At 51.6% G+C, this 18766-nt stretch carries 19 protein-coding genes; 5 read left to right on the top strand and 14 right to left on the bottom strand.

Annotation, left to right across the window (positions count from 1 at the left end; genetic code table 11):
* The first annotated feature begins 181 nt into the window (after nt 1-181).
* Nucleotides 182-1822, top strand: coding sequence for an ABC1 kinase family protein (locus OI69_RS13480; protein WP_039351407.1), 1641 nt, complete (start codon nt 182-184; stop codon nt 1820-1822).
* A 14-nt stretch (nt 1823-1836) separates the two neighbouring features.
* Here the strand turns inward: OI69_RS13480 and OI69_RS13485 are convergent, their stop codons facing one another.
* The 4 genes from OI69_RS13485 to OI69_RS13500 all read right to left on the bottom strand — a co-directional run bounded on the left by OI69_RS13485 (nt 1837) and on the right by OI69_RS13500 (nt 4996).
* Nucleotides 1837-2331: a M48 family metallopeptidase gene (locus OI69_RS13485; protein ID WP_039351410.1), complete on the bottom strand. Its 495-nt coding sequence runs from the start codon at nt 2329-2331 to the stop codon at nt 1837-1839.
* An 82-nt stretch (nt 2332-2413) separates the two neighbouring features.
* Entirely contained in the window at nt 2414-3607 is a 1194-nt protein-coding gene (locus tag OI69_RS13490; RefSeq protein ID WP_039351414.1) for an amino acid aminotransferase, read from the bottom strand.
* Nucleotides 3608-3658: 51 nt separating this feature from the next.
* A complete protein-coding gene (locus OI69_RS13495) occupies nt 3659-4273 on the bottom strand; it encodes a YitT family protein (protein ID WP_039351416.1) in 615 nt (204 codons plus the stop codon).
* Nucleotides 4274-4525: 252 nt separating this feature from the next.
* A complete protein-coding gene (locus OI69_RS13500; RefSeq protein WP_039351419.1) occupies nt 4526-4996 on the bottom strand; it encodes an Lrp/AsnC family transcriptional regulator in 471 nt (156 codons plus the stop codon).
* 363 nt (nt 4997-5359) lie between these two features.
* Between OI69_RS13500 and OI69_RS13505 the strand changes: the two genes are divergently transcribed.
* The gene (locus OI69_RS13505) at nt 5360-6739 is read left to right on the top strand and encodes an amino acid permease (RefSeq protein ID WP_039351421.1); all 1380 of its coding nucleotides are present in this window, start codon (nt 5360-5362) and stop codon (nt 6737-6739) included.
* A gap of 35 nt (nt 6740-6774) precedes the next feature.
* Here OI69_RS13505 and OI69_RS13510 read toward each other — a convergent pair whose 3' ends face one another.
* The 3 genes from OI69_RS13510 to dnaB are packed head-to-tail and all read right to left on the bottom strand — an operon-like array spanning nt 6775 to nt 9965.
* Nucleotides 6775-7392 carry a hypothetical protein gene (locus tag OI69_RS13510; RefSeq protein WP_039351424.1) on the bottom strand — a complete coding sequence of 206 codons (618 nt, stop codon included), beginning with the start codon at nt 7390-7392 and terminating at the stop codon, nt 6775-6777.
* Nucleotides 7393-7434: 42 nt separating this feature from the next.
* Nucleotides 7435-8517, bottom strand: coding sequence for an alanine racemase (gene alr / locus OI69_RS13515; RefSeq protein WP_039351427.1), 1083 nt, complete (start codon nt 8515-8517; stop codon nt 7435-7437).
* A 41-nt stretch (nt 8518-8558) separates the two neighbouring features.
* Nucleotides 8559-9965: a replicative DNA helicase gene (gene dnaB, locus OI69_RS13520; protein WP_010279223.1), complete on the bottom strand. Its 1407-nt coding sequence runs from the start codon at nt 9963-9965 to the stop codon at nt 8559-8561.
* Between the two features lie 253 nt (nt 9966-10218).
* On the opposite strand from dnaB, the gene OI69_RS13525 reads away from it, so the two are divergent.
* Complete coding sequence (locus OI69_RS13525; RefSeq protein WP_039351430.1) at nt 10219-11202, top strand: quinone oxidoreductase; 984 nt, start codon at nt 10219-10221, stop codon at nt 11200-11202.
* A 412-nt stretch (nt 11203-11614) separates the two neighbouring features.
* Complete coding sequence (locus OI69_RS13530) at nt 11615-13003, top strand: cytochrome P450 (protein ID WP_039351433.1); 1389 nt, start codon at nt 11615-11617, stop codon at nt 13001-13003.
* Nucleotides 13004-13433: 430 nt separating this feature from the next.
* On the opposite strand, the gene pspG is transcribed toward OI69_RS13530, so the two are convergent.
* Complete coding sequence (gene pspG, locus OI69_RS13540; protein ID WP_039351438.1) at nt 13434-13706, bottom strand: envelope stress response protein PspG; 273 nt, start codon at nt 13704-13706, stop codon at nt 13434-13436.
* A gap of 182 nt (nt 13707-13888) precedes the next feature.
* On the bottom strand, nt 13889-14923 hold the full coding sequence (gene dusA / locus OI69_RS13545; protein ID WP_200886926.1) for a tRNA dihydrouridine(20/20a) synthase DusA: 1035 nt from the start codon (nt 14921-14923) through the stop codon (nt 13889-13891).
* Between the two features lie 85 nt (nt 14924-15008).
* Between dusA and OI69_RS13550 the strand changes: the two genes are divergently transcribed.
* Entirely contained in the window at nt 15009-16097 is a 1089-nt protein-coding gene (locus OI69_RS13550; protein WP_039351441.1) for a tyrosine-type recombinase/integrase, read from the top strand.
* Here the strand turns inward: OI69_RS13550 and OI69_RS13555 are convergent.
* Genes OI69_RS13555 through OI69_RS19355 form a run of 5 tightly spaced genes read right to left on the bottom strand, consistent with a single transcriptional unit; the run spans nt 16092 to nt 18761 of the window.
* Nucleotides 16092-16346 (bottom strand): pyocin activator PrtN family protein, encoded by a 255-nt coding sequence (locus tag OI69_RS13555; RefSeq protein ID WP_039351444.1) that lies wholly within the window; start codon nt 16344-16346, stop codon nt 16092-16094. The two genes, OI69_RS13550 and OI69_RS13555, sit on opposite strands and share 6 nt — an antisense overlap.
* Nucleotides 16347-16355: 9 nt before the next feature.
* Nucleotides 16356-17702 carry a hypothetical protein gene (locus OI69_RS20430; protein ID WP_052198375.1) on the bottom strand — a complete coding sequence of 449 codons (1347 nt, stop codon included), beginning with the start codon at nt 17700-17702 and terminating at the stop codon, nt 16356-16358.
* Between the two features lie 12 nt (nt 17703-17714).
* Nucleotides 17715-18023 (bottom strand): hypothetical protein, encoded by a 309-nt coding sequence (locus tag OI69_RS13565; RefSeq protein WP_039351448.1) that lies wholly within the window; start codon nt 18021-18023, stop codon nt 17715-17717.
* A complete protein-coding gene (locus OI69_RS13570; RefSeq protein ID WP_052198376.1) occupies nt 18016-18525 on the bottom strand; it encodes a hypothetical protein in 510 nt (169 codons plus the stop codon). The genes OI69_RS13565 and OI69_RS13570 overlap by 8 nt, the downstream gene beginning before the upstream one ends.
* The gene (locus OI69_RS19355) at nt 18522-18761 is read right to left on the bottom strand and encodes a DUF4060 family protein (protein ID WP_072034300.1); all 240 of its coding nucleotides are present in this window, start codon (nt 18759-18761) and stop codon (nt 18522-18524) included. Before OI69_RS19355 ends, OI69_RS13570 begins: the two co-directional genes overlap by 4 nt.
* Nucleotides 18762-18766 lie beyond the last annotated feature (5 nt).

Here is an 18766-nt window from a genome sequence, read left to right on the forward strand (position 1 = left end):
AATTTACTATGCCACTACAATACCTCCATTTTCTAAGCTGCCGTACAGGCAGCTTAGAAACTGGTTTTTAATAACCCCGTGTTCGACTGAGTTTTTGTTGATCTCTTGGTTCTATTTCTTTTTCCTGATAAATATTTCCACCATACTTTCAGAGGGTAGAAGAAAAAGGAGGGAGAAACGCATGCTAAAACTTATTTTTGTAACGGCCAGAGATCGAAAACGTCTTACTGAAATATCTTCTGTTTTGGTTCGTCATGGTTTGCAGGACATTATCCGTTTTCTTGGCTTGTCCGAATCCGTGGGGGAGTCTGCATCTCCATCATTTCGCACCGACACTGCCCTGCCTGAGCGCTTGTGTGCTGCACTGGAAGAATTAGGGCCTACGTTTATTAAATTAGGCCAGATCTTAGCGTCGCGCAGTGATTTGCTAGGGCCTGAATGGACGACTGCACTGAGTAAGTTACATAGTAGTGCGACGCCTCTGCCTTGGAATGTCGTGGAACATATCATGCAGCATTCTCTGGGAACTGAATTGGAGAATGTTTTTTCGTGGTGGGACACCACACCGCTTGCGGCGGCGTCGATAGGGCAAGTTCATCGCGCTCGACTCAAAAATGGCAAAGAGGTGGTGGTCAAAGTCCAGCGCCCTGATTTGGAAAAAAAATTACGGGCCGATCTGCGTTTATTACGTTTTCTGTCGGAATCGATTGAACAACAAAATCATCGATTAGCGCGTTTTCGTCCGGTACAACTGGTGTTATTTCTCGATACAGCCCTTACTCAGGAGCTCGATTTTTGCTACGAAGCCGCAAATTACGAAGCCGCCTTAGCCCAGTTCAATGATGATCCTGATGTCATTATCCCCACGGTGTATAAAGACTGGAGTTCTTCAACGTTGTTGGTTCAGGATTTTCTGGAGGGGGTGTCTCCGACGCAAGTCGGGTCTGCCGAGCCAAATGAGTACGATGGCCCTCGTCTGGCACAGATTGGGGCAAAAGCCTTCATGAAAATGGTATTTGAGTACCGTTTTTACCATGCGGATCCGCATCCAGGGAACGTCATGGTTCTGCCGGGGAACAAAATCGGTTTTATTGATTTCGGTATGGTGGGGCACCTCAGCGAATCCCGACGTAATGAACTGCTATCGTTTCTCTATGCCATCAGCGAAAGGGAGAGCCGTGGGATTGTTGATGCGCTGATTGGTTGGAGCCATGCTTATGAGCTAGATGTGGCGGAATTAGAGCTTGCGGCGGCTTTTTTCCTCGATCGTCAAGGCTGTTTCCCATTGCAGTTGGGGAAAGCACTGACTGACATCTTTACCACCGCACGCGAATTCCAGCTAACTTTACCTCCCGATCTCGTCTTGTTATTTAAGGCCTTGATCACGGCGGAGGGGGTATTACAGCGGCTGGATCCCGAGTTTGATATTGTAAAAACGCTGCGACCCATGCTGCGTAAGTATATGTCTAACAGGGGAAAGGCATTTTTCAGTCAACGTGGTTTGAGCAAACTTGGCTATCAGCTTGGCCACTCAGCCACAGAGCTACCACAAACGCTGCGTTTGGTACTGAAACGTTTGCAACATGGTCGGGTAAAAGCGGATATCGCGCTGACGAATTTAGATAAATTGGGCGTGGCTCTGGAACGGGCGGCGATGACGCTGGCGATTGCCATCATTACTGCTGTTTTAGCGTTAGTTCTGGGAGCCTGGATGATACTGACCGATCTCCGTTTAGCCGGAGTTCCGCTTTTGCCTATCATTAGCGGCAGTGGTGTCTTCGTCGGTATCATCTGGCTGATATGGCGCTTACGGGGAAGATAAGCCGCGGTCATACGTCACTGATTCTGCTCTCGCCAGTTCAGCCAGATTCGCATATCAAATTCCAACTGGTGATAGTCAGGGTCCATATGGCAGCAGAGTTGATAAAAAGCCTTGTTATGGTCTTTTTCTTTGAGGTGGGCGAGTTCGTGTATCACGATCATCCGTAGGAAAGCTTCCGGCCCGTCGCGGAACAGCGTTGCGATTCGGATTTCGTTATTAGATTTTAATTTTCCGCCCTGTACGCGAGCCACAAAGGTATTGGTGCCTAGCGTCCCTTTTATCGGGTTCTGCTTATTGTCGTAGAGCACTTTTGAGAGTGCAGGGGCGTTCTTCAGATACCGCTGTTTCAGTTCCGCAACAAACTGATACAGCGACTTATCACTCTGAATCGAATGGTGGTCGGGGTATCTTTTTTCCAGCCAAGAGCCAAGTTTTCCTTGTTCAACAAGGGCTTGTACTTGTGCAATAATCGTTGGAGGATAGCCGTTTAGGTAGCGTAGTTGGGTCATGAGATTTTTATCACACAGCCACTGAGTTAAGCGAGTTCACAACGGTGAGTCGCTTAAGCCAGTGGCATTGTTATCTGACGATTTACTGAATGGCGGCAAACGCAGCGGCGACACGCTGGACGTTGCTGTGGTTCAGCCCCGCCATACACATACGGCCGCTGGCGATCAGGTAGACGCCAAATTCTTCACGCAGACGATCAACCTGTGCCGGGCTGAAGCCGGTGTAGCTGAACATGCCGCGCTGAGTCAGCAGGTAGTCAAAGTTGCGGTTTGGCAGCGCGTTTTTCAATGCTGAAACCAGTTCCTGACGCATGCTCAGAATGCGGGTGCGCATCTCTTCGACTTCCGCTTTCCAGTCAGCGTTCAACTGTGTGTCGTTCAGGACTTTAGACACCACCTGTGCGCCGAAATTCGGTGGGGAAGAGTAGTTGCGGCGAACGGTCGCTTTTAACTGCCCCAGCACGCGCTGTGCGCTGTCGGTATCGTTACACACCACAGAAAGGCCACCGACGCGTTCGCTGTACAGTGAGAAAATCTTGGAGAATGAATTGGCGATGAGCGCCGGAACGCCTGCGCTGGCAACCGCGCGAATCGCGTAGGCATCCTGCTCAATCCCGAGGCCAAAGCCCTGATAGGCGATGTCCATAAACGGGATCAGTTCACGCTGGATGATAACCTCAATGACGCGATCCCACTGTTCGGTAGTGAGATCGGAACCTGTTGGGTTATGGCAGCAAGGGTGCAGCAACACAATGCTGCGGGCTGGCAGCGTTTGCAGGGTGGAGAGCATGGCATCAAATTTCACGCCCAGACTTTCAGCATCGAAATACGGGTAGGTGTGAACCTTAAAGCCCGCGCCCTCGAAGATCGCAATATGGTTTTCCCATGTAGGATCGCTGACCCACACCTCTGAAGCAGGGAAGTAGCGTTTCAGGAAATCCGCCCCCACTTTCAGCGCACCGGAACCGCCTAGCGTCTGGATAGTCGCGATACGGCCTGCTTTCAGCGCCGCGTGGTTTTCCCCAAACAACAGATGTTGGATCGCGGTACGGTAAGACTGTAATCCTTCCATCGGCAGATAAGAACTTGCGCTCTGAACCGGTTGGCGCAGGCTACTTTCCGCCGCGCTGACCGAGCGCAACTGCGGGATAATATTCTGCTCATTGTAGTATAGCCCGATACTCAAATTGATCTTATCTGCTCTTGGATCCTGTTTAAATTTTTCCATCAGAGACAGGATAGGATCTCCGGCATAGGTATCAACGTTTTGAAACACAGTATAGCTCTCCTGAGTGTGTCATGTTATTCGACGATAGTGGGGGAATAATCAGGCCGCATAACGGCCGGGGCGATGATTCATCGCAATAATCAGGTTCAAAATGGTTGCCCCCAGAATCGAAGCAATCAGCATGGGTATGCTTACCACGAACAGGGAAGCCAGTACAATCACAACGTCCACGCCCATTTGAAATTTTCCTGCCCGCACGCCATATCTGTCCTGAAGATACAGCGCCAGAATGTTGACGCCGCCGAGGCTGGATTTATGACGAAAGAGCACAATCAATCCCAATCCGGTGATGATATTGCCGAAGAGTGTGGCGTAAAACGGATTGAGTTGATCAAAATGAATAAACATCGGGTGCAGCCCGGAAAACAAAGAAACCAGCCCGACCCCGCAGAAAGTTTTGATAGTGAACTCCCATCCCATACGACGCACGGCGAGGTAATAGAAGGGCAGATTAATGAGGAAAAAGGCCACGCCGAAAGAAATGTGCGTCAGATAGTGGATAAGAAAAGCCATGCCTGCTGTACCGCCAGTGAGCGCCCCTGCTTGCCGCAGTAGAACCATACCAAACGACACCATGATTGTGCCGATCAATAGCGCCAGAATATCCTCCAGCAGCGTGTGTGAGATTTTTTGTGTGGGAATAATGTTATCCATGGTGAGCACTCAATAAAAAGTCATAAAAATATGTGCTTAACCAAAGCAAGAATTACACCAGATGATATCGCTTAGCGGCTAAATCGAGTGTAATTTCTCCTGCTACGGAACAACATGTTGAATTATATGAATGAAAAAAATGCTCAATTCATGCGTGTTGTGTTTTTATTATGAATACTTTGTGCGTCTATTGGGTTTTTATTGCGTGATTCATTCATTTCTTGCACCAAATGGAAGCGTTCGCGCCCTAATTCAGGGCAACTCAGGCGTCATCAACCCGTTCTCTTTAAGACGGTTCAATACCACGGAGGTTTTCAGGTGGGCGACCCCCTTGTTTTGCGACAGAATCTGGCTAATCAGCGTGCTGAGCCCAGGCAAATCCGCTACGGCGACTTTTAGCAGATAATCCGCATCGCCCGTGGTTTTATAGGCGTCGATAATCGCATCCACTTCTCCCAGCATCTGGTGAAATTGCTCAATATGTTCACCATTATGGCTGGCCAGCCGCACCTCAATTAACCCCAGGCACTCCAACCCGACCGCATTCGGCGACAGGCGGGCATGATAGCCGAGAATAAGTTGCGCCTGTTCGAGCGCAATGCGTCGGCGGGAGCACTGCGAGGCGGAAAGCCCGACCAGCTCGCTCAGTTCCTGATTGGTCAGGCGGCCATTAGTCTGTAGCAGCGTCAGGATTTTCAGATCGAAATCATCAATGTTGTACATCGTATTCCCTAGACAGTGTCAGGCAGTGAGCTGAACAGACTACCAGTTTTTTAGGTCGCATTGCCTATGAGTTTTTAATCGTAGCAAGGCGGCCTTTCATCGGTGTGCACCATGATAGGTCACGTTCATGCATCGAAGAGGGATAAATGACACTATTGTGTGCGTAATTGTCTTTTATATGCGCCAAATGTGGGTGTTTTTAGATTTAATGCGTGATGTGTGAAATGCTCATCATAAATAAATTATGAAAATTTTCATTGTGTTACTCGCAGTAGTAAAGATGTTGTCAGTTTGACAACAGCTATCTGGCCTGATAGTTGCAAAACCCTGTTTGCTCAAATTTTATGGCTGACGGGGAAAATAATGAAAACAGAACATGCAGAAGGACAGTTGAAAAGAGGGTTGAAAAATCGCCACATTCAACTTATCGCGTTGGGGGGCGCTGTGGGAACCGGGCTGTTTTTAGGGATCGCACAGACGATAAAAATGGCTGGGCCATCGGTGCTATTGGGTTATGCGATTGCTGGTGTGATTGCATTTTTTATTATGCGCCAGTTGGGTGAGATGGTTGTGGAGGAACCTGTGGCAGGTTCATTTAGCCACTTTGCCTATAAATACTGGGGGAGTTTTGCCGGATTTATGTCCGGCTGGAACTACTGGGTACTGTATATCTTGGTAAGTATGGCTGAGTTAACGGCCGTCGGGATTTATATCCAATACTGGTGGCCGGAGGTGCCAACCTGGGTGTCTGCGGGAATATTCTTTGTGCTGATCAACGCCATCAATCTGACGAGCGTCAAGGTGTATGGCGAAATGGAATTCTGGTTTTCGATCATAAAAGTGGCGGCGATCGTGGGGATGATCGCTTTTGGCTGCTATTTGCTATTCAGCGGGGCGGGGGGTCCGGAAGCCAGCGTCGCGAATCTGTGGCAGCACGGAGGCTTCTTCCCGAACGGTGTGAGTGGCATGGTGATGGCGATGGCGGTGATCATGTTCTCTTTTGGTGGATTGGAACTGGTGGGGATCACCGCCGCCGAGGCTGACGATCCGCAAAACAGCATTCCGCGTGCGACGAATCAGGTTATTTACCGCATTCTGCTGTTTTATGTTGGCGCGCTGGCGGTGTTGCTATCGCTGTATCCGTGGGGGAAAGTGGTTGAGGGCGGTAGCCCATTCGTCATGATTTTCCATGCGTTGGATAGCAACATCGTCGCGACCGCCCTGAATCTGGTGGTGCTCTCTGCCGCGCTGTCTGTGTATAACAGTTGTGTGTACTGCAATAGTCGGATGTTATTCGGTCTGGCGAAACAGGGAAATGCCCCACGCGCGCTGTTGAAAGTGAATCAGCGTGGTATCCCGCTGGCGGCACTTGGCGTATCGGCTTCAGCCACCGCAGGGTGTGTGCTCATCAACTACCTGATGCCGGGTAAAGCCTTTGAGCTACTGATGGCGCTGGTGGTGTCTGCGCTGGTCATCAACTGGGCGATGATTTGTATTACCCATCTGAAATTCCGTGCAGCGAAAAAGCAGGCACAGCAGGAAACGCGCTTTAAAAGCCTGGGCTACCCTGTGACGAACGTCATTTGCCTGCTGTTTCTGGCGGGGATCCTGGTCATTATGGCGATGACGCCGGGTATCCAGATCTCGGTACTGTTGATGCCATTTTGGCTGCTGGCGCTGGGCGTAAGCTATGTGGTGAAAAAGAGAAGCAGTGCGGCTGCGCTGGTAGCTAAAGTGAACTAACGGCGTATGACGCCCGATATCATCAATATTGGGCGTTATTCCTCAACAATGATCCGCTCATCATCCTCTCCCAGACATATGCTGAGCTGCTGCCCGCTGGGGGTAAAAGCACAATTAGGTAGAGGTTCATGCCGATAGGCAGTGAGCGGCCAAACGCCATACGTGAGGATGAGGAATAACGCGGCTAACGTTCTGAACCATGGAAACGACGCAGGGCGATCGGTCGGTTGGACGCGACGTGCTTTAACATATTTCCATGCGCCGAAGGTGAGCATCCCAATACCTATCAACATAGAAAGAGACAGATCGCTGGAGTCCGGTGACAGCATCGCCTCCGGGTCGCTGTATTCATGCCAATAACGAATACGCCAATAGAGCGCGATACCGATTTGCAATAGCCCGGCCACCATCCATACGATACGCCATCCTGCAAGACGAAAGAGACCCAACCATAAAAATCCTGATATTGCGGTATATAACAGCGATATTTTAAGCAGAAACCCCATTTGTCCACCCAGCAGGGTGCCGCTGACATCGGTCGGTTTCATCGTGTAGTAGTCAACCAGAGTGAAGGTCACGAGGACACTTAATGCGGCAAGCCCACTTGCCGCATGGTAGGCCGCGAGGCCGAAAAAACGCAGTGATTGAGACATCGATGTATCCTTACACAAGATCCATTATGAACCGCTGGTTATTTATTCATCATCGGTATATTCCAATGCGGTACGCTGGGTTAAGCGAGTGATCAGCTCGTACGCGCTTACGCCCGTGTGTGCGGCAATGCGTTCAACGGGAAGCGTTGGCCCCCAGAGGATGACCTCGTCACCAACCTTATCCTGTGCATCCGGCCCTAAATCCACCGTAATCATATCCATCGATACACGACCGGAAAGCAGGACTTCACGCCCGTTGATGAGCACGGGGGTTCCGGCTGGCGCACTGCGCGGGTAGCCATCGCCATAGCCGACCGCCACCACGCCCAAACGGGTATCGCGCGGGCTGCTCCAGATGCCACCGTAACCGACCGCCTCACCCGCTTTGTGTTCGCGCACGGCGATCAGGTGGGAAGTAAAGGTCATGGCAGGCTGGAAGCCGAAGTGTGCGGCGTCTTCATTATCCAACGGCGACACGCCATAGAGAATGATGCCGGGACGGACGCGATCGCGGTGCGACTGCGGCCACAGCAGAATACCGCCAGAGGCGGCGATCGACTGTGCGCCGGGCTTACCTTGCGTAAAAGCATCGAAGCAGGCCAGTTGGCGTTCGGTGGTTCCCGCTTCTGGTTCATCGGCGCGGCAGAAGTGGCTCATGATATTGACAGGCTGAACCACATTGCGACATGCCGTCAGGCGTTGCCAAAACGCGTCGGCGTGTTCAGGTAATACACCCAGACGGTGCATACCGGTATCGAGTTTCATCCACACGCGTAGCGGCTGCGGCAGCGTGGCCTGCTCCAGCGCGGCAAGCTGTTCAGCGCTGTGAACGGCGGTTTCTAACTGGTGTTCGACCAGAAGCGGGAGATCGTCGGCGGAGAAAAAACCTTCCAGCAGGACGATGGGCTTGGTGATGCCCGCGGCGCGTAGCGCCAGCGCTTCGGAGAGCCGTGCGACGCCATAACAGTCGGCGTCGCAAAAGGTATGAGCAGATTCGATCATGCCGTGGCCGTAGGCATTGGCTTTCACGACCGCAACGACCTGGCTGTCGGGCGCGAGCTGGCGGATACGTTGCAGGTTGTGGCGCAAAGCACGCCGGTTAATGACGGCCGTTGCCGTTTTCATTCTTGTTCCTTAGTGCAGTGTTGTCATTGCTGAGCGCTGCGTTATTCATCGTCATATTGTGGGCCGGCATAGTTATCAAAACGTGACCACTGCCCGTTAAAGGTCAAACGAACGGAACCTATCGGGCCGTTACGCTGTTTCCCCAGAATGATTTCAGCGATGCCTTTCAGGTCGCTGTTTTCGTGATAAACCTCATCACGATAGATAAACATAATCAGGTCGGCATCCTGCTCGATGGAGCCGGATTCACGCAGATCCGAGTTAACCGGACGCTTATCGGCGCGCTGTTCCAGACTACGGTTAAGCTGCGACAGCGCGACGACGGGAACCTGCAACTCTTTTGCCAGCGCTTTGAGCGAACGGGAGATTTCGGCAATCTCCAGCGTACGGTTATCGGACAGCGACGGCACGCGCATCAATTGCAGGTAGTCGATCATGATCAGGCTCAGGCCATCGTGTTCACGGAACACGCGGCGCGCGCGGGATCGCACTTCGGTTGGCGTCAGACCAGAGGAGTCATCGATGTACATGTTGCGCTTTTCCAGCAGAATACCCATGGTGCTGGAAATCCGCGCCCAGTCTTCATCATCCAACTGACCGGTACGAATGCGGGTCTGATCCACGCGGGACAGCGACGCGAGCATACGCATCATGATCTGTTCGCCGGGCATCTCCAGACTGAAGATCAATACCGGCTTATCCTGCATCATCGCGGCGTTTTCACACAGGTTCATGGCGAACGTCGTTTTCCCCATCGACGGGCGCGCGGCGACGATAATCAGATCCGATTTCTGCAAGCCTGCGGTTTTTTTGTCCAGATCCTGATAGCCGGTAGAGACGCCCGTTACGCCGTCGTGCGGGCGTTGGTACAACTGTTCGATGCGGGAAACGGTGTCTTCCAGAATACGGTCGATGCTTTTCGGGCCTTCGTCTTTGCTGGCGCGATTTTCGGCGATCTGGAACACGCGGGACTCCGCCAGATCGAGCAGATCTTCACTGCTGCGCCCTTGCGGATCGTAGCCGGCATCGGCGATCTCATTGGCGACGGAGATCATTTCACGCACGACGGCACGTTCGCGTACGATATCGGCATAAGCGCCAATGTTCGCGGCGCTCGGGGTGTTCTTTGCCAGTTCGGCCAGATAGGCGAAGCCACCGGCAGATTCCAATGAACCTTGCAGTTCCAGCGATTCGGACAGCGTAATCAGGTCGATTGGTTTGCTCATTTCGAGCAGGCGCTGCATTTCGGTGAAGATCAGGCGGTGAGCACGGTTATAGAAGTCGTTAGCGACAACGCGCTCGGCGACATTATCCCAGCGTTCATTGTCGAGCATCAGGCCGCCCAATACCGATTGCTCCGCTTCCAGCGAATGTGGCGGAAGTTTCAGACCTTCCATCTGGCGGTCACGGGGTTCATTCGATTTGTTGGTGGGTCTTTTCTCTGCCATGAAACGGGTTCTTTACCGGTTGATTTGCCATTGGATTAGAGGGCATTGTATATGCCACACGTCGGAAATAACACAAGATACCCGAGTTGTACGTGCGTTGGCTGCGCGATTCGGCACATTTACCTGTGCCTCGCCCTGTTGAGCCAACGCGTTGCGTTGTTCAAAACGCTAACGTTTTGTTCTGAAACTCGAATTATTTAGGATATACGTGTTATAGAGAGACAATGAACCAGTCACGATTTAAGGAGATAACATGGCAAAGCGCATTCAGTACCAGGCTTATGGTGGCCCGGAGGTTCTGCAATATGTGGATTTTACGCCTGCCGAACCCGCCACGGGAGAGGTTCAGGTTGAGAACCGCGCCATCGGCATTAATTTTATCGATACCTATATCCGTAGCGGCCTGTATCCGGTGCCTGATTTGCCATCCGGTTTAGGGACCGAAGCGGCGGGCGTCGTGACGAAAGTCGGGGCAGGGGTGAGCGAGCTGAAAGTCGGCGATCGCGTCGTGTATGCACAGTCCGGGCTGGGCGCGTATAGCGAGCTGCATAACGTGGCGGCGGAGAAGGTTGCGCTGCTGCCGGATGCCATTAGCTTTGAGCAGGCCGCAGCCTCTTTCCTGAAAGGGTTAACGGTTTACTATCTGCTGCGCCAGACCTATGAAATCAAACCTAATGAAGTTTTCCTGTTCCACGCGGCAGCAGGCGGCGTAGGGCTGATTGCCTGCCAGTGGGCGAAGGCGCTGGGGGCGAAGCTGATCGGGACGGTGGGGTCGGACGAGAAAGCGGAGCGGGCAAAACAGGCGGGCGCCTGGGCGACCATCAATTACCGTACCGAGAATATCGCGCAGCGTGTCGCGGAACTGACCGAAGGGCAGAAAGTCTCGGTGGTGTACGACTCGGTGGGGAAAGACACCTGGGAAGCCTCACTGGATAGCCTGCGTCGTCGCGGGCTGATGGTCAGTTTTGGTAACGCTTCCGGGCCGGTGACGGGGGTTAATCTGGGAATTTTGAACCAGAAAGGATCGCTGTACGTCACGCGTCCGTCATTGTTTGGTTATGTCACGAACCGTGCCGAACTGGAGCAAGCCAGCAACGAACTCTTTTCACTGATCGCGAGTGGGGCGATTACGGTAGACGTGCCGCAGAATCAGAAATTTGCATTAGCGGATGCGCAAGCCGCCCACCGGGCACTGGAAAGCCGCAGCACGCAGGGCTCATGCCTGTTGATTCCCTAAAATCCTAATCATGAGGTTATCGCACTGGCGGCGATAACCTCGCTCCTGCCATCACGCTTTTTCCATGATGCCTTCCCGAGGGAAAGGCTGTTCACGGTATTACTTATTAACAAAAAAGCCAACGTGGTTTGTTTGTTTTTTAAACACCCTTCTGTAGGATTTGACGAAAATAGAGGATCCAGAAAGCATCAGGATCGCGATGTTGATTCAGATTTTATGCCTTAGCGCGTTGTCTGCGTTGTACATCATTTCATTTCCAACCCGCATGTCACGCGCACGTATCGCGTTTGCCTGTGAGCATAAATTCAACGGCATCGTTTGCAACTCTTTCTTTACCTCTCGCTATCTCGATGGTTGTTTTCGTGGGTGACTCATCACCTAAGGTTGAACACAGTAAAGAAGGATCGTGAGCATGAGATCGATTAAACAACTGCCAATGCCCCCGGCAAGAAGCATTCTTGGACATGTCGATTATTTAAAGCGTAGTGACATCCATTTACAGATGCTGCGCTGGAAAGCACAGTATGGTCGCTTTTATCGGTTAAGGCTGGGGCTGACTCCAGCGATAGTGATTGCCGATGCCGGGTGTATCCGCACCATCATGAAATCCCGCCCTGACGAATTTCGTCGAATCAGCAGTATTGAATCTGTTTTTCAGGAAGCCGGGTTGAACGGGGTGTTTTCCTCTGAGGGAGAACGCTGGGAGCAGCAGCGTAACCTGACGGAACCGATGTTTCAGCCTGCCCATCTGAAGCATTTCTATTCCAGTCTCAGGAAGGTCACCTCTCGGCTATCTGAGCGTTTCACGATGCTTGCCGAAACCGGGGAGACGATCGCGCTGGTGGAGGAGTTTAAGCGCTATACGGTTGATATCACGTCATTGCTGGCGTTTGGCGAGGACGTGAATACGCTCGAACAGGGGGAAAATCCGCTATCGCAAAGTTTACGCCACTTATTCCCCATGATTCATACGCGTAGCGGTTCCTTGTTTCCCTACTGGCGATTTATCAAGACGGCACGAGATAAGCAATTTGATGCAAGCCTGAGCCTGATCCGTGAGTACCTTGATGGCTTCATTTATCGCCAGCGACAACGTATCCAGCTAAATCCGCAATTAATAACTGCGCCTGAAAACATGCTGCAAGTGATGCTTGCCGAGCAGAAAAAAGACGGGACGCTGCGAGACGACGATATTATGGCGAATGCCATTACGCTCCTGCTGGCAGGGGAGGACACGACGGCGAATACGCTCACCTGGATGAGCTTTCTGCTTTGCATTTCTCCCTCGGTAGAAGAGTGCATTTTTCAGGAGTGCAAAGCGGCGTCGGAGGGGGCAGGGGATATCCTGCCGTGGCCGTTGCCGCGTATGCCTTGGCTTACCGCCGTGATGTATGAATCGATGCGGCTTAAGCCCGTTGCGCCCTTGCTGTATCTTGAGCCAACCAGAAACACCGTTATCGATGATTTCTTTATCAAAAAGGGCACACCTTTGTTGCTTATGCTGAACGCGAGCGGGTTCGATGATGCGTTATTTCAGCAGCCCCATGATTTCGTGCCTGAACGTTGGCTCGATCGTGGAAAGGCAGCTTTTTCCGATCTCCAGCCCTTTGGGGGAGGGCCGCGGATGTGCCCAGGACGATCGCTGGCTTTAATGGAAATTAAGCTGGGGTTTCATGCACTGTGTCGAGGGTTCCGGGTAGAAGCGCAGCAGCCAGCAGCACACGTCGTTGAAAATTTTGCCTTTACGATGACGCCCTCAGGCTTTCTGGTGAAGTTACACAAACGCGAACATCCGCGATGACGTGATATCAGACATCGTTATACGGGGAATGGAAAAGTGATGAGCATGTGCTGTGCAGTATGACCTGGCAATAATATCGGCCCGTTAAGAGCCGATATTATTGCCTGAAAGGCTTTGGTCATGAGGCTACTTTCATCAGACTGTATGTAGGGTACAGCGTAGTGATCGTCACGAAGGTGCCGCTGTGCGGCTATTATTTCCCTGACGACGATGAAATCGTGTAGTTGGTTCGCCACCAAATTTTATTTATCCCGCTTAGTTTGCCCACCCTTCGAATGACGACGGGGTGTCAAACTGTGGCGTCATCCTAGCAGCCACAGTTGGGAAAAAATATCTGCTGGCGCACACTTTTGTACTAAAACAAGAGGGTGTGAAGACACGCTAGCGTAAAGTATGGCATTGCCCGCGATTCAGATTTCCCCCTCAGGTCTTACCACTCATTCCTGTTACGCTGATGATAGGTGTATTTTCGGTACGTATTGCGGTGTGAATTGTAGACGGGGCGTCCACTCAATTGGCGCCACAGCCAGACCACCACAACGGCTAAAATCAGCCACGGCAGCACTTTTATCGCCATGCTAAACAGTCCACCAATCAGCATAAACAGGGACGCCACAAACAGTGCGGCAATCACCCCCAGCAGTGACACGCCCGTTAACATCAGCATGATAAAAAAGCCAATAATGAAGAAAATTTCCAACATGGTGCGCTCCTGTAGCGGTTAAACCGCATCTTACGCAGGGAAAAGAAGAGAAGTTCTGCGTGCTACACAAGCGATTACAAGAATCGTGCCAAGATGCGTCGCTAATAAGTGATTGATTTATCAGCGACGCCGGGAAGAAAGTTGAATGACTTTTGATGAAAAAGACTAATTGTTAGTATTTTTTAAACCAGATTAACCAGCGTCAGCGCCCGTTCCACCACTGCGGCATCGGCACCGGGTTTGTGGGCGTTTTCGCTCAGATAGCGTCGCCACTGACGAGCGCCGGGGATGCCCTGAAACATACCAAGCATATGGCGTGTGATGTGGCCTAATGACGCGCCGCCAGAGAGTTCATGCTCAATATAAGGATACATCGCGCGTACGACACCAGCCAGATCCGGCGTCGCCGCATCGATGCCAAACAGTTCACGGTCAACCTGCGCCAGAATACCGGGGTTTTGGTAGGCTTCACGCCCCATCATTACCCCGTCCAGATGCTGTAAATGCGTTTTGGCTTCTTCCAGCGTTTTCACACCGCCGTTGATGGCGATGGTGAGCGCCGGAAAATCTCGTTTGAGCTGATAAACACGGGGATAATCCAGCGGTGGAATTTCCCGGTTCTCTTTCGGACTCAGGCCCGATAGCCAGGCTTTACGTGCGTGGACGATAAAGGTATCGCACTCGCCGCGTCCGGCAACGGTTTGAATAAATTCGCACAAGAATTCATAGCTGTCTTGATCGTCAATGCCGATACGGGTCTTCACCGTAATTGGGATCGCGGTGCTGTCTTTCATCGCCTTGATACAGTCTGCCACCAGCGCGGCTTCGCCCATCAGGCAGGCACCGAAACGACCATTCTGTACCCGATCGGACGGGCAGCCGACGTTCAGGTTCACTTCATCATAGCCGTGTTGCTCTGCTAGTTTGGCACACTGTGCCAGCGCTGCTGGATCGCTCCCGCCGAGTTGCAGCGCGAGCGGATGCTCTTCTTCGCTATAGGCCAGATAGTCGCCTTTGCCGTGAATAATCGCGCCTGTCGTCACCATTTCGGTATACAGCAGCGTTTGGCCTGTCAACTGGCGCAGAAAGTAACGGCAATGGCGGTCAGTCCAGTCGAGCATCGGCGCAATCGAGAAGCGGTTAAGCGCGTGGGGGCGCGTTTTTTCAGGTGTTACGCTGTTTATATGGTTTTTTGATTCTGTCATATTGTCGTGCATTTTTGACCATTTCGTTATATTTTTGCATTCGTAGGACACCATTAGGGACGCCGCGTTTTGGTGTCCCATACGGAGGCAAAACGAGATGGCTTATTTTACGATTGCTAAACGCCCACGAGCAGATGGGACTATGCGATACCGCTGCACAGTGGGGATAAAGGAGCAGGGTAAACATCTTCATAGAGAAAGTAAAACCTTTGGGAAGTTGGCACAGGCCAAGTCTTGGGGGGCACGCCGATCGGCTGAGCTTGAAGAGGCCGGTGTCCCGTCAGATTCAGATGCTAGCAAAATCATTGTGCGGCAACTGCTGATGAAATACATCAACGACCCAGACTTGGGTGGGAAAGCTGGGCGTACAAAAAATTATGTACTCAATATGCTGGTGGATTGTGATATCGCAGAAATAAAACTTTCCGATTTGTCCGTTAGTGATGTTGTTGAGCATGGTCGGTTGCGTGCTGGGGCTGGAGCTGGCCCTGCAACTGTTTCACACGATTTGAGCTACTTATCTTCAGTGCTGGCATCAGCTAAACCGATTTTTGGGATTAACTACACAGAAAATCCTGTACCATATGCGCGAGTAATTTTAGTAAACATGGGGCTTGTGGGTAAATCACAACGCCGGAGCCGCCGCCCTGCGTCCGATGAGTTAGCAATGCTTGAGGAAGGGCTTAGGGCGCGACAGGAGCATCGATCAGCAGCGATACCGTTTGTGGACATTCTCAATTTTTCAATATTATCGTGCATGCGGATAGGAGAGGTGTGTCGAATTCGCTGGGATGATATAGACGAAAAGCAAAAGGCTGTACTGGTCCGTGACAGAAAGGACCCTCGCAAGAAAGACGGCAACCACATGATGGTTCCGCTGCTTGGTGAGGCTTGGGATATTGTGCAGCGCCAGCCGAAAAAATCTGTTCTCATTTTCCCCTACGCAGCGAAATCCGTTACTGCGGGTTTTCAGCGTGTGAGATCGGCGCTGGGAATAGAAGACCTACGCTATCATGATTTGAGGAGAGAGGGGGCCAGCCGTCTTTTTGAAGCGGGGTTTAGTATTGAAGAGGTTGCCCAAGTTACTGGGCATCGATCTTTGAATGTGCTCTGGCAGGTTTATAGGGAGCTTTACCCCAAAAACCTGCATGAAAGGTTTGACGAACTGAAAAAGCAACGCTCATGATGAACAGTGGCGCAATTCTCTTTGCGCCTCAATTCTCCGACTGTCGATAAAATCAGCCAAGTCTTTAACGTGAACCATTCTCGGGGCTTTTTGCGTGTCTCCTAATCTGAACGTGGGAATGGGAAGGTCACCCGCCCCAGCTTTCTTATCTGCTGTAGCTGGCTTCATTCCCAGGTATCGTTCAGCAATAGATGATAGCGGGATTGTCGCTGTATTAAATTCAGCCATCAGTAAAAACATTGTGTTCATTCGCGCTCCCTATTGCTGGTGGGGTGCCAGTAGTCGCTGCCAGATAGCTGAAACATATTTCGCTTGATGTATGGCATCATCAGCGAGCTCGAACGCAGCCCCGCAAACCTCTAGCAGCAACCCGATAACACGCCGGTGTTCTGCTGTTACGACTGCTGGCTGAACGGAAGGAGTCTGGAGCATCGCGGCGCGCCCCTGCCATGAAATCCAGCCAACAGTCATATCCCACGCCATATAATCGGGGTTTTCGGGGTCTCCATTCTTGGCGCGCCGTGTGTCGATGCTGTCACCCAGACGCTTAGCGATAAACACTTCATAGGCTGCGCGCTCATCTGGCACCGTGTAAGGCTGGCTTGCACTTGGATGCAGTGATCGGATACCTTTGGACAACTCTGCTAACGTGCTGGAATGCTCCAGTTGGGCATCGTTGCCGAACTCAAACGTGCCAGTATCAGGGTCATGCCATCCGTGCTCGTTATCGAATGCCTCGCGCTGCGTATCTATCCAATTAGCAGCGGCTTCGATGCCGTCACGATAGGACGGCTGGCACGTCAGGTTTCGCGGATAGCCACGCAGAAAAACGGAGGCGGCAGAATGCCATGCTGCGGTAGCTAAATCATCGCTCTGCGGTATCAGTTTCCATGCCTGTGCAACTAACTCGTAAATTTCAGCCTTAATCGGCTGGCTTGCTGATGCGTCGCTCTCCAATTCAATTTCCGCATCGCAGTGTGGACACATGCCATCAGCCTCTAAGCGTTGCTGTAGTGTCAGCGCCTTTTTGCATGACCAGCATTCTATCGTCTCACTGTTCACTGTCTGGCTTGCTGCATACGAAACGCGGCGGATATCGGTTTCAAGTTCATCAGCCCAATCATGCCATTCTTCCGGCATTCCACCTTTTGCACTCGCGATATGATTGGCAATTCTGTACAGCGTTTCGCGCATTTCGCTTGGCTGACTTGCGACTAGTGGAACGGGTGCGGCATAGAGTGGTGTAACTGACCACGTATCCATTTCCGAATACATATCCGCTTCGCATTTTTCGCAGCGCAGAGTGATTTCACCAAACGGATCGACAATTTTGTACTCGACAGGCTCTTGCCCCCGCAGCTCTGCCAGTTGTGATTCTGCTGCGTCAGCGCGCTTTTCCGCCGCTACGATATAGGCCAACGCTGCCTTAATGGAATCGCTCGGAACACGCGCGGGGTATGCGTGATTTTGCCCTTCTTTCATTAGCCGCACATACCCGTCAGTACGGTAATGGTATCTATTGGCCCCTAACCATACTTCGAAAGTATCGCCTTTGCTGGTGGAGCTGATTTTTTCGGCCCCTACCTCATTCGTCAAAGTATTCATGTTATTTAGTCCTTAATCCCAGCAGAGCGTTGATGCGAAATAAGCACCACGACACGGCGTATCGCGCGGATGATGCCAGTTTGCGTAACCTTCCTGCCCACCAAGAGGGCTTGTTTTGTACCAAGACTGGTAATATCGAGCAGCGCGAGACCAAGCCTCTGCATAATCGCTATCAATAATGTTTTGGTTTACAGCGGCCTGAATAATGTCAGCCTCAGTGTGATCACCGCGCATAACCAGAAAGCGGCAATCGTCTGACGTTAGATATTCAACAATGCCGTCGTGCCGGCCTTTCTTTGTCGGTTTAATTAATTCACTCACACCCCACCTCCGCGCAGTTGCGTTTCCAATTCAGCGCTTCTTTGTAGCTGGCCTTTGCTGCTTTTTTGGTATCACTCCACTCGCCCTCTATTTCACGCCGTGCATAGCCATAAGCAGAGTCATACGATTTGCGAAACATCCGGCACTTGCCATCACTGCGATATTCAATTTCTGGTGTTTTACAACCAAGCAGCCATTCACTGAACGACATGCATGAATCGGCATCCAAATATTCGCTATAACGTGTCGGTTTAGGTGGAGGAGGAAGGGAGGATATAGCGACATCACGACCAACATCAGTACATGAATAAACAACATCGCCATCACGGCAGAATTTAGGGGCTGGTGATTTGGTCATCATTCCAGCGCTGATGAGAGTTTCCAAATCGTTGTTTGCATAATGCTGTGGCCCCGCAACGTAATAATTACGGTATGGCTCTCTGCGCGATTCGTTAATTCCCAGCGTGTGCTGCAATATTTCCATTTGGCGCTGTGTAATCATGCTGGTACCCCGCACATCTTTTGCAGAGAACGATGACCGTTCATTACAGTAGCGACGTAAGAGGCGTTTCTATTGACGATCTCAACGGGAACAATACGACCATCTATTTTTACGCGGTATGTAGAACTAGTTTTCGGTCTAGCGTAATTGCCGTATCGCTGCTGGTGGCTGTTAAGGGCTTCGATAGCCGCTTCGCGTTCTGCTGGGGTTAATTCACCCCTGATGATGTGACGCATAAAAC

It is taken from the genome of Pectobacterium fontis (assembly GCF_000803215.1).
GTDB lineage: Bacteria > Pseudomonadota > Gammaproteobacteria > Enterobacterales > Enterobacteriaceae > Pectobacterium > Pectobacterium fontis.

Bases quoted from the DNA above. Each gene is read 5' to 3' on its own strand.
- OI69_RS13480 (WP_039351407.1), top strand. From the start codon at position 182: ATGCTAAAACTTATTTTTGTAACGGCCAGAGATCGAAAACGTCTTACT.
- OI69_RS13485 (WP_039351410.1), bottom strand. From the start codon at position 2,331: ATGACCCAACTACGCTACCTAAACGGCTATCCTCCAACGATTATTGCA.
- OI69_RS13495 (WP_039351416.1), bottom strand. From the start codon at position 4,273: ATGGATAACATTATTCCCACACAAAAAATCTCACACACGCTGCTGGAG.
- OI69_RS13500 (WP_039351419.1), bottom strand. From the start codon at position 4,996: ATGTACAACATTGATGATTTCGATCTGAAAATCCTGACGCTGCTACAG.
- OI69_RS13505 (WP_039351421.1), top strand. From the start codon at position 5,360: ATGAAAACAGAACATGCAGAAGGACAGTTGAAAAGAGGGTTGAAAAAT.
- OI69_RS13510 (WP_039351424.1), bottom strand. From the start codon at position 7,392: ATGTCTCAATCACTGCGTTTTTTCGGCCTCGCGGCCTACCATGCGGCA.
- alr (WP_039351427.1), bottom strand. From the start codon at position 8,517: ATGAAAACGGCAACGGCCGTCATTAACCGGCGTGCTTTGCGCCACAAC.
- dnaB (WP_010279223.1), bottom strand. From the start codon at position 9,965: ATGGCAGAGAAAAGACCCACCAACAAATCGAATGAACCCCGTGACCGC.
- OI69_RS13525 (WP_039351430.1), top strand. From the start codon at position 10,219: ATGGCAAAGCGCATTCAGTACCAGGCTTATGGTGGCCCGGAGGTTCTG.
- OI69_RS13530 (WP_039351433.1), top strand. From the start codon at position 11,615: ATGAGATCGATTAAACAACTGCCAATGCCCCCGGCAAGAAGCATTCTT.
- pspG (WP_039351438.1), bottom strand. From the start codon at position 13,706: ATGTTGGAAATTTTCTTCATTATTGGCTTTTTTATCATGCTGATGTTA.
- dusA (WP_200886926.1), bottom strand. From the start codon at position 14,923: ATGCACGACAATATGACAGAATCAAAAAACCATATAAACAGCGTAACA.
- OI69_RS13550 (WP_039351441.1), top strand. From the start codon at position 15,009: ATGGCTTATTTTACGATTGCTAAACGCCCACGAGCAGATGGGACTATG.
- OI69_RS13555 (WP_039351444.1), bottom strand. From the start codon at position 16,346: ATGAACACAATGTTTTTACTGATGGCTGAATTTAATACAGCGACAATC.
- OI69_RS20430 (WP_052198375.1), bottom strand. From the start codon at position 17,702: ATGAATACTTTGACGAATGAGGTAGGGGCCGAAAAAATCAGCTCCACC.
- OI69_RS13570 (WP_052198376.1), bottom strand. From the start codon at position 18,525: ATGATTACACAGCGCCAAATGGAAATATTGCAGCACACGCTGGGAATT.
- OI69_RS19355 (WP_072034300.1), bottom strand. From the start codon at position 18,761: ATGCGTCACATCATCAGGGGTGAATTAACCCCAGCAGAACGCGAAGCG.